This window comes from Oleiphilus sp. HI0080 (genome assembly GCF_001635135.1).
Genome location: NZ_LWFU01000465.1, coordinates 1 through 10537, shown reverse-complemented (window position 1 = coordinate 10537; position 10537 = coordinate 1). Strand labels below are relative to the sequence as shown.

The following is a 10537-nucleotide window of genomic DNA, read 5'->3' as shown; positions in this document are numbered from 1 at the left end:
CGAATTTCTGTAAACGCTAAGGAAGACCTTAAAAGAATTTACGCTTATGGAATTGCCGAATTTGGTGAGTATCAAGCAGATGAATACTATTTTGGTTTCTTTGAGACCTTTGAATTAATTGCCTCAAATCCACTTCAATATCAGACCATAGATCATATTCGGCCAGGTTATCGGCGTTGTCCTTATTTGGCAGATACTATCTACTATCGAATAAATGGATCCTTCGTTGAAATTATGGCTATTCTTGGCGGACAAGATGCAGATTCGTGGCTTTAATAATTGACGCGAATGCCTGCTTACCTCGTGAAGTTAACAGAGCAATAGCGATGCTTCGAGGTCCGCTCTTAACCAAAAAGCCGTTGTGACTTTTCGACGATCGGCATGTCTGCTATTTGGTGTTAGCTAACCGGCTGGAAGCGGAGCTTTAGACTTCTTACGGTAAAGAAGTGAAGAAAATAAAAGACCTAGAGCCTCAAAAATTAACGACTTTATTGTTTTACTAACATCTTTATTGTTCACCAACAGCGGCGATGCTCAAACCCGACAGCCCCAAACGGACGATTTAAAGTATTTGTCGAATGGCGCCCTGCTGATCGATGGCCACAAGCGTAAAACGCCCTTCTGTTACCTTGGCATTGACGTTACTCGTGCTTTGCTCAGCAAACACCTCAACGACGACGACCATCGAACTGCGACCACTGTCCTCAAGTCGAGCATAAAAACTAACCAGATCACCGACATTAATCGGTGACTGAAATTGAATGTTCTCTACCGCAACGGTAGAACAGCGGCCTTTGGACAGTTTGGTTGCGCACAAAGTCGCGGCCGTATCCATCTGATCCAACAACCAGCCTGCATAGACGTCGCCGTGCACGTTCGTACTCGCCCCTGTCGCGGAAACCTTGAGCATCAACTCGCTATCGGGTGAAGGTCTCAACCCTTCAAAAAGTGTCATTTCGCTGTCTCTAAAAACTTAACTAATGCTTTAAACAATAGCCTGTTTAAAGGCCTTAGCTAGGAAAAGTTTTGAGTAAAATGTCAAAACAATGTAAAAAACAAATATGACAACGCACTGTCATATAAGTGTCATAAAACAATCATATAGTTCGTCTCAAGCCTAAGTTACACATTACAGCTAGGTGTTTCAAAAACTCGAATTATTCGTAGGAGACGGTAGTGAGATTTAAAAAACTAATCGGTGCAATGGCGATCACAGCGCTTTCAAGTGTTGCGACTGCTCAAGTAGATCAAAACATCCCAGCATACGAAAAGGCTAGCGGTGTTTCTGGTAACCTTTCAAGTGTGGGTTCAGACACACTAGCAAACCTAATGACGCTATGGGCAGAAGACTTCAAACGCAACTACCCAAATGTAAACATCCAAATTCAAGCAGCCGGTTCATCTACTGCGCCACCTGCATTGACCGAAGGTACTTCAAATCTTGGCCCAATGAGCCGTAAAATGAAGGACAAAGAGCGCGAAGCATTCGAAAAGCGTTTCGGCTACCCACCAACAGCCGTTCCTGTTGCAATCGATGCTCTTGCGGTATTCGTCAACAAAGACAACCCAATCAAAGGTTTGAACATTTCTGAAATTGATGCCGTATTCTCTTCAACTCGTAAGTGCGGTTTTGATAAAGATGTAACAACTTGGGGCGATGTTGGTCTTGAGGGCGCGCTTGCTGATAAGTCAATTCAGCTTTTCGGACGCAACTCAGTATCGGGTACCTATGGTTACTTTAAAAAGAAAGCGCTTTGTAAAGGTGACTTCAAGAACAACGTAAACGAGCAACCAGGTTCAGCCTCTGTTGTTCAGGGCGTATCAGAGTCTGTAAACGGTATCGGTTACTCAGGTATCGGCTACAAAACTGCATCAGTTCGTGCTTTGCCTCTAGCGAAGAAAGGTTCTGACTATATCGAAGCAACACCTGAAAACGCAGTTTCAGGCGCTTACCCGCTATCTCGCTTCCTTTACATGTACGTTAACAAGGCGCCAAACAAGCCCCTTGATCCGATCACAGCTGAATTCATTAAGTTGATCATGTCTCAGCAAGGTCAGGAAGTGGTAGTAAAAGACGGTTATGTTCCACTACCAGCTGCTGTTGTCGAAAAGCAATTTAAAGCGCTTGGCCTTTAATTAGGCAACTTCGAATACCACTCGAAGTTCGCTAAAGAACAAAAACCCTCCGCCAGTAAGGCGGAGGGTTTTTGTCGTGAAAGGCATTTGTATTTTTCAGTTTTTAACAGTTAACTACGTTCTCTCAATTTATCGGTATTATTTATGAGCGAATCTACACCGCAACAACCTGATCTGGACTTTAATAGCCCAAGGTTGATCCGCCACAGAAAAACGCGAAAGTTTAAAGACGAATTCGCGCGCATTTCCATCGGCACCGGGGGTATTAGTGTAATCGTCGCGATTACGCTAATTTTCTTCTATTTACTCTATGAAGTAGCGCCGCTGTTTGCCAGCGCAGAAGCTGAGCGTATCGCCAGTTATGAGGTTCCGGCAAAAGAGGCCGGCAAAACCATCTATAGCGGTGCAGAAGAGCAAGGCGAAAAAGCATTTCGTGTGACGGATCTCGGAAGCGTTATTTTCTACAACACGCTCGATGGCAGCATTCATAGCCAAGTTGACTTGCCGATTGAAGAAGGCGTAGTTGTTACTAGCGTTGCCAATGCGGATCCAGCATCCAGAACCTTCGTTTTAGGTTTAAGCAATGGCACCGCTTTAGTTTTGAAGCACAGCTACAAAATCACCTACCCTAATGATCAACGTGTGATTGAGCCGTTCATCGAGTTTCCGTTTGGCGAAGAAGCCATGATGCTCGACCCTGCCGGTGATGCACTCAAAGAGATTGCCATTGCAATGAGCGACAGTGCCTTAATGGTTGCTGCAGTCAGTGCATCAGACGCGCTCGTTGCCCAGCAGTTCGATCAAGAAGAAGACTTCCTAAGTGGCGAAATTCGCCTGGTACCTAATGACATCGAGCTCCCCGATCTAAACGTGAAGGCAAAAAACATTATCGTCGAGCCTCGCATGCGCTTTGTGTTCATCTCAACAGAAAAAGGCAAAATTCAGGTCTTGGATCTGCGTGCTGACCGCGAAGATATCGTCAATAGCACCTTGCAGGTTGGCTCAGTTGAAACGGGCATAGCCAATATGACCCTGCTGCTTGGCGGTGCTTCTATACTTGTATCGGATACCAATGGCGCTACCAGTCAATGGTTTATGGTGCGCGATGACGACAATGATTACAGCTTGCAGAAAATCCGTACCTTCGAAGCCGTCGGCGGGTCCGTGAGTGCGGTTGATATTGAGCAGCGCCGTAAAGGCTTTGTGGTTGCCGATACCACAGGCCAAATTGTCTTCTACAACAGTACTGCACACTCTACTGCATTGCGCATTGATGCTGAGGCGGAGGTCTCTCACGTTGCTATAGCGCCTCGAGCAAACAAGCTATTGGTAGAAACCAACGAAGGAATGATTCAATGGTGGAATGTAGAGAACGAACACCCAGAGATTTCCTTCTCCGCGCTTTGGAGCAAAGTTTGGTATGAGGGTTATCAAGAGCCCGAATACATTTGGCAATCATCTGCTGCAAACAATGACTTCGAACCAAAATACAGCCTGTCACCTCTTGCCTTCGGTACCTTAAAAGCGGCGTTTTACGCCATGCTTGTAGCGACACCATTGGCTATCTGTGGCGCCTTGTATACGGCTTACTTTATGTCGCCGCGACTTCGCAGAAAGGTCAAACCTTCTATCGAGTTAATGGAAGCACTACCCACCGTTATCCTTGGTTTTCTAGCCGGTTTGTTCTTCGCGCCATTCATGGAAGAGAACTTACCAGGCGTTTTCTCGGTACTGATCATCACGCCTATTTTCATTCTGTTGTTTGGGTATCTCTGGACCAACCTTCCTGTCGCGATTCGCCATAAGATTCCGGATGGATGGGACCCAGTTCTACTGATTCCGGTAATCATTGCCGGCGGCTGGATTAGCATGGCGATCAGCCCAGCACTTGAAACAATCTTGTTTGATGGTGACATGCGTCAATGGCTCACTAACTCTGCTGGCATCGATTTTGACCAGCGAAATGCTTTAGTTGTTGGCGCTGCGATGGGCTTTGCGGTTATTCCGACCATCTTCTCTATCACCGAGGATGCGGTGTTCAGCGTACCAAAGCACCTAACTCAAGGCTCTTTGGCGCTCGGGGCAACTCAGTGGCAAACCATGGTTCGCGTTATTCTGCCCACAGCCAGTCCAGGAATTTTCTCTGCCGTGATGATCGGCATGGGCCGTGCGGTCGGCGAAACGATGATCGTCTTAATGGCCACCGGCAACACGCCAATTATGGACATCAACATCTTTGAAGGCATGCGAACACTCTCCGCCAATATTGCGGTGGAAATGCCTGAATCCGAGGTCGGCAGTACGCATTACCGCATTCTGTTTCTAGCGGCATTCGTCCTGTTCCTGTTTACCTTCGTGGTAAACACTCTGGCCGAATTTGTCCGTCAGCGCCTGCGCAACAAGTACAGTGTAATTTAAGGAGCTTATCGTGCGCGTATCAGTAAAAAAATGGTTTAAAAACGGCGACCCGTGGGTTTGGTTCAATGCCGGCGCCGTCGCGATAAGCATGGTCATGGTATTTGGCCTGCTCTATCTCATCGCCAGCCGCGGACTAGTGCACTTTTGGGCACACGACGTCATGCAGGCTCAAGTTGAGGCGAAAGACGGTTCAAGCTACACCATCATTGGTGAGATGGTCGAAACAGTGGAAGTCTCGGCAATTCAACTTCGTGATGCGGGATACAGCATCCCAGAGGGTCTTGAACATCTTGATCGCAATCTCATCAAGCTGGGTAACAGGGATATTACCGGAGCGGACTTTCGCTGGATCCTCGACCGAAACATTTCGGATAAAACCTACCCTGAAGACATTATCGTTATGGAGCGACGTGAGTGGGGTAATTTCTATGGTTACCTCAAGCAAGTCATTGAGGCCGATAACGTGGTGGCTGAGAACGACGCCGCATGGCCGGAGTTTGAAACACGACTTGAGCGTGCATTGGAGATCTACTCCCAGATTCACGAGATCGAAAAAGGTGAGATTGGGTCAATCAATGCGGGCATGGAACGACTGCGTCTCAAACAACGCAAACTTGAGCTTGAAAACCGTCTAACGGCACAAGCACAAGCAGAGATAGCCGAAGAACGTGCAGTACTTGATGCACAATATGCTGGATTGCAGGATCAATTGATCGATCTCTACACCCAGATCAACCGCGACAAAGTACGCGTGCAAAGCATGGATGGCACACAAATCACCGTTGATCTTGCAAAAGTGGTCAATGCCTACCAGCCTAACGCCATGAGTCTAGGGGATAAGCTGGGGTTTTATGTTGCTAAACTCTACGAGTTTGTAAGCGACGAACCACGCGAAGCGAACACCGAAGGTGGTATCTTCCCGGCTATTTTCGGCACGGTATTAATGGTGATCATTATGTCGATCATCGTGACACCATTCGGTGTAATCGCGGCCGTCTATCTGAGAGAGTATGCCCATCAGGGAACGTTGACGCGTATTATTCGCATCGCAGTAAATAATCTGGCAGGTGTACCCTCCATTGTCTACGGTGTATTCGGGCTGGGCTTTTTCATCTATTTCGTGGGTTCGGGCATTGATCAGGCGTTTTTCCCTGAAGCATTACCTTCACCAACCTACGGCACCGGTGGCTTGCTCTGGGCGTCAATTACACTCGCAATTCTTACTTTGCCTGTTGTTATCGTTGCTACCGAGGAAGGTCTTTCTCGTATCCCGCGTTCTATTCGCGAGGGTAGTCTCGCGCTGGGTGCCACCAAAGCAGAAACGCTTTGGCGCGTTATCTTGCCAATGGCAAGCCCAGCAATGATGACCGGTGTAATACTGGCCATTGCGCGAGCAGCAGGCGAAGTTGCGCCCTTGATGTTAGTTGGTGTGGTAAAGCTAGCGCCTTCGCTTCCACTTGATGGTAACTACCCTTACCTGCATTTAGACCAAAAATTCATGCACTTGGGCTTCCACATCTATGACGTTGGATTTCAAAGCCCGAACGTAGAAGCAGCACGACCACTCGTGTATGCAACGTCACTTTTATTGGTGGCGGTTATCGCTCTGTTGAATTTGTCAGCCGTCGCGATTCGCAACAGACTACGTGAAAAATACAAAGCGCTTGAGATGTAACCCAAGCGCTCATCCGAAATTAGTATTAGAGATTTAACCAAAGAGTTTGATATGGAAAACCAGAATTCAAGCACAAGCACAGAAAACACAAGCGCGACTGCACCAAATAGCGATCGCACCCATGGTATCGACATTAGCAGTCTTTCACGCGCAGAGAATACCTTGCGTTTAGAAGACGAAAAGATTGCACTGAAAGTGAATGACCTTCGTCTCAGTTATGGAGAAAAAGAAGCACTTCACGGTATCAACATGACCATTCCACAAAACCGGGTGACGGCGTTTATCGGCCCATCAGGCTGTGGTAAATCAACGCTATTGCGCTGCTTTAACCGAATGAACGATTTGGTAGATGGCGTCAACATTAGCGGAAAAGTGTTGCTAGAAGAGCAAGATATTTACGACAAAAAAGTCGAAGTCGCTGACCTTCGCCGTCGTGTTGGCATGGTATTCCAAAAGCCGAATCCATTTCCGAAGAGCATCTACGAAAACGTTGCCTACGGTTTACGTATTCAAGGCATTAATAGCAAACGCGTACTGGATGAGACGGTCGAATGGTCATTGCGCTCAGCCGCGCTTTGGGACGAAGTAAAAGATCGCCTAAACGACAGCGCGCTCGGTCTGTCTGGCGGTCAGCAACAGCGTTTGGTTATCGCGCGTACGGTTGCTGTAAAACCAGAGGTATTGCTGCTCGATGAGCCGGCTTCAGCCCTTGATCCACTCTCAACACTGAAGATTGAAGAGCTTATTCATCAGCTTAAGGATGACTATACTATTGTTATCGTTACCCACAACATGCAGCAGGCTGCACGTGTTTCTGACTACACCGCATTCATGTATATGGGCGATTTGATCGAGTTTGGTAATACAGACCAACTGTTCACAAACCCGAGTAAGAAACAGACAGAAGACTACATCACAGGCCGTTACGGTTAATTTCACGGACGATAGATAAGGGGATACATAATGAGCTCACCAACACATGAGTCACACAACCAGCATATCTCACAACAGTTCAATCAGAACCTGAGTGAGTTGCGCAGCCACTTTCTCGAGATGGGCGGCCTGGTCCAAAGACAAATCACCGACGCCGTGGAGTCTCTCTTGGAATCTGACACGGCGCTTGCCGAGAGTGTTCGAGATACAGAGAAAAACGTCGACGATATGGAGCGGATGATCGATGAGGAATGTACACAAATCATTGCTCGAAGACAGCCCGCTGCCAGCGATCTTCGCTTGGTTATTTCCACGGTTAAGATGGTTGCCGATCTCGAACGAATCGGTGATGAAGCCGCCAAGATCGCCAAAATGGCCGTCCAAATAAGCGACCAAGGCAAACTACCTCGGGGCTACGTTGAAGTACGTCATATCAGCAAGCATGTTGTGCAAATGGTAAATGGTGCACTTGATGCGTTCGCTCGATTTGACGCGAATATGGCACTCGATATTATTCGCGAAGACCGAGCGGTCGATGAGGAATATGGGTCAGCAATTCGTTCGCTCATGACATTCATGATGGAAGATCCGCGGAGTATTTCTCAAGTACATAATGTACTTTGGGTGCTGCGTGCACTCGAGCGAATCGGAGATCACGCAGCGAATGTTGCTGAGTATGTGATCTATTTGGTGAAAGGCGAAGACATCCGCCACATGAAAATTGCCGAAGCAGAACAACTTATTGAAGGCAACTAGCTTCGCGTCTCAGCTTTTACAAGCTTAGATAAAAACAAAAAGCGCTCAACTGAGCGCTTTTTTTATACCTTCAACTTATCAGTATAAGGCGGCCAGCCAAGCGGTTTTCCTGCCAAAACATGCAAGTGAATGTGGTACACAGATTGTCCGCCATATTCATTACAGTTCATCACGGTTCTAAACCCCTGTTCCGCAAAGCCCTTCTCATTTGCAATGCTCTTCGCTACCCAGAACAAGTGCCCGACCAATGACTTGTCGTCTTCCTGAATATCATTGATGGTTGCAATCGGCTTTTTTGGGATCACCAAAAAGTGCACCGGAGCCTGCGCCTGAATATCGTTAAATGCGAGACAAAGATCGTCTTCGTATATGATCTCTGCGGGGATTTCTTTATTAATGATTTTGGTAAAAATCGTTTCTGCCATTTTGAAACTTACTCCGTGTATCTTTTAATTTGCTAATCGCTAACTCGAGCGAGTCGCGGTATGTCACCTTGCAGCCCCGTCGCATACTCCACCACCTTACGCTTGACCGGCCCCGAGCGATTCGCCAAGCCCAAACCGATATTGCGCATCACCTGAAGCGGAGTTGAGCGACTACTAAAGCCAAGGTAGAACGCATCCATCGCAGTCATCATTAACTGGTTGTACTTTCGCCTAACGCGCTCATAGTCACGAGCAACACGAGCATCACGCAGCGAAACACCCTCAAGCTTCGCCTTGCCAAGCTTTTCAATCAGCACCGCAGCATCCATAAAACCGAGGTTCACCCCCTGCCCGGCTAAGGGGTTAATGGTATGCGCTGCGTCACCGGCGAGCACGATACCGTCACTCCAATACTGCTGCGCATGCGATTTAACCAGCGGGAACGAGGCGACCTGAATGATCTCCTCTATCTCTGGCAAAGTAGCGGGGAAATTGGCTTGTATTCGTTGTTTCAGCTGCGCGACCTTTAGCGACTTGAGCTCGGCAATGGTATCCGCCGAGTCGTACCAAACCAACGAACCATAATGGGCGCCCGCAACGGGGCTAAGAGGTAAAAATGCCAGCGGCCCCTCAGGGCGAAATGACTGCCAAGTCCCGGTTTGCAGCGAACCCTTATAACGAATAGTGACGACCATTGCGTGTTGCTCATACGCTTCGGCATATTGGCCAATGCCAGCCAACTGACGAATTTGCGACTGCCCGCCATCGGCCCCAATCACAAGTTCCGTAGTCAGAACGTCACCATTGCAGAGTCCCAGAACACGCGCCTCAGCGCTTGCCGACATAGACTCAATCGATGTATCCGTAAACAAGCTGATTTGCGGCAACTCGTTGATACGTTGCAACAAGCCCCCCTGAACCACATCGTTTTCTACAATATGCCCAAGATGATCGCGGCCTAGTTCAGCCGCCTCAAAACGGGTTGTCGCCCACTTGCTGATATCAGGAAGCTTGGACACCAAGCCTGTCTTCGCATGTCGTTCATGAACCGAGAGATAGTCGTAAGGAAATACCCGTTGCGCTGCAATGTGTTGCCATGCACCAAGATTCCGAAGAAGTTGTTCACTTGCCAGGTTAAGTGCCGAAACGCGAATGCGCGGCGGCTCATCACTACTCACTGGTTTTGGCAGCGCTTTATCAATCAGCGCTATACGGAAGTTCTGCTGGGCTAAACCGCACGCGATTGCGCCGCCGACCATTCCGGCACCGACGATCACAACATCAAAATGAAGAGACTTATTCTGCATATCGGCCTAATTTCGAAGCACTGAGCTTGTAAAATCCACTATCAGACACACATAGGTATGCGTTAGGGTTTGATTTATGATTAAGATCATAACGTGATGCGCAGAGGCTAGAAAGTACTTTCAATGGCTATTTCATCTTTCCGATTCGTGCTGGTTTTTCTTTGTGTTGGCCTCACAACCACAACACATGTACATGCCGCGTTTCCTGAACGCCTGATCCAGGGAACATCGGTGCCGTCGCTAGCCCCCATCGTAAAACAAGCCGCACCTGCGGTCGTCAACGTTTCAACTTATACGATAAGAGCGCATCGTAACCCGCTACTCTCGTCCCCCTTTTTTCGACATTTTTTTCAACTCCCCGAAGACCCCGCTGTCACCAAGCGCACTCAAAGTGCTGGTTCCGGTGTTATCGTTGACGCAGAGAATGGTTTTGTATTGACCAACCATCATGTGATTCAGAATGCCGATGAAGTTGAGATTACCTTACAAGACGGTCGTCGCTTTAAAGCAACGATCTTAGGCTCGGATAAAAAGGTCGACCTTGCCGTATTGCAAATCCCGGCAGAGAACCTTACCAGCATCCCTCTCGCATCCGACAATGCGGTTCAAGTTGGTGATTTTGTGCTGGCAATTGGTAGCCCGTTTGGCTTACAGCAAACAGTCACCAGTGGGATTGTGAGTGCCCTTGGCCGCAATGGCCTTGGCGTACAAGGCTATGAAGACTTTATTCAAACCGATGCGTCCATCAACCCCGGTAACTCCGGTGGAGCGTTGATTGATTTAAGAGGAACGTTGATAGGAATTAACTCAGCCATACTCGCTCCTTCAGGTGGCAATGTCGGCATCGGCTTTGCCATACCGTCAGAAGTCGCTCAATCGGTCATGAA

10 protein-coding genes are annotated in these 10537 nt (G+C 48.1%); 7 read left to right on the top strand and 3 right to left on the bottom strand.

Annotated features, from left to right (window positions below):
- Positions 1–276: type II toxin-antitoxin system RelE/ParE family toxin (locus A3751_RS09550; RefSeq protein WP_068454954.1), on the top strand; the 276-nt coding region annotated here is incomplete at its 5' end.
- A 286-nt stretch (positions 277–562) separates the two neighbouring features.
- Here A3751_RS09550 and A3751_RS09545 read toward each other — a convergent pair.
- On the bottom strand, positions 563–955 hold the full coding sequence (locus A3751_RS09545; protein WP_068454952.1) for an acyl-CoA thioesterase: 393 nt from the start codon (positions 953–955) through the stop codon (positions 563–565).
- Positions 956–1176: 221 nt separating this feature from the next.
- On the opposite strand from A3751_RS09545, the gene A3751_RS09540 reads away from it, so the two are divergent.
- From A3751_RS09540 to phoU, 5 genes are all read left to right on the top strand, one after another.
- Entirely contained in the window at positions 1177–2136 is a 960-nt protein-coding gene (locus A3751_RS09540) for a PstS family phosphate ABC transporter substrate-binding protein (RefSeq protein WP_197466256.1), read from the top strand.
- A 144-nt stretch (positions 2137–2280) separates the two neighbouring features.
- Positions 2281–4554, top strand: coding sequence for an ABC transporter permease subunit (locus tag A3751_RS09535; RefSeq protein WP_068454946.1), 2274 nt, complete (start codon positions 2281–2283; stop codon positions 4552–4554).
- Positions 4555–4564: 10 nt separating this feature from the next.
- Positions 4565–6229 (top strand): phosphate ABC transporter permease PstA, encoded by a 1665-nt coding sequence (gene pstA / locus A3751_RS09530; protein ID WP_304439016.1) that lies wholly within the window; start codon positions 4565–4567, stop codon positions 6227–6229.
- Positions 6230–6280: 51 nt separating this feature from the next.
- On the top strand, positions 6281–7162 hold the full coding sequence (gene pstB / locus A3751_RS09525; RefSeq protein WP_082863154.1) for a phosphate ABC transporter ATP-binding protein PstB: 882 nt from the start codon (positions 6281–6283) through the stop codon (positions 7160–7162).
- A 30-nt stretch (positions 7163–7192) separates the two neighbouring features.
- Positions 7193–7918: a phosphate signaling complex protein PhoU gene (gene phoU / locus A3751_RS09520; RefSeq protein WP_068454940.1), complete on the top strand. Its 726-nt coding sequence runs from the start codon at positions 7193–7195 to the stop codon at positions 7916–7918.
- 62 nt (positions 7919–7980) lie between these two features.
- Here the strand turns inward: phoU and A3751_RS09515 are convergent, their stop codons facing one another.
- A complete protein-coding gene (locus A3751_RS09515) occupies positions 7981–8343 on the bottom strand; it encodes a histidine triad nucleotide-binding protein (RefSeq protein WP_068454937.1) in 363 nt (120 codons plus the stop codon).
- Between the two features lie 32 nt (positions 8344–8375).
- The gene (locus tag A3751_RS09510; RefSeq protein ID WP_068454934.1) at positions 8376–9650 is read right to left on the bottom strand and encodes an FAD-dependent monooxygenase; all 1275 of its coding nucleotides are present in this window, start codon (positions 9648–9650) and stop codon (positions 8376–8378) included.
- A gap of 123 nt (positions 9651–9773) precedes the next feature.
- Between A3751_RS09510 and A3751_RS09505 the strand changes: the two genes are divergently transcribed.
- Positions 9774–10537: trypsin-like peptidase domain-containing protein (locus A3751_RS09505; protein ID WP_156492358.1), on the top strand; the 764-nt coding region annotated here is incomplete at its 3' end.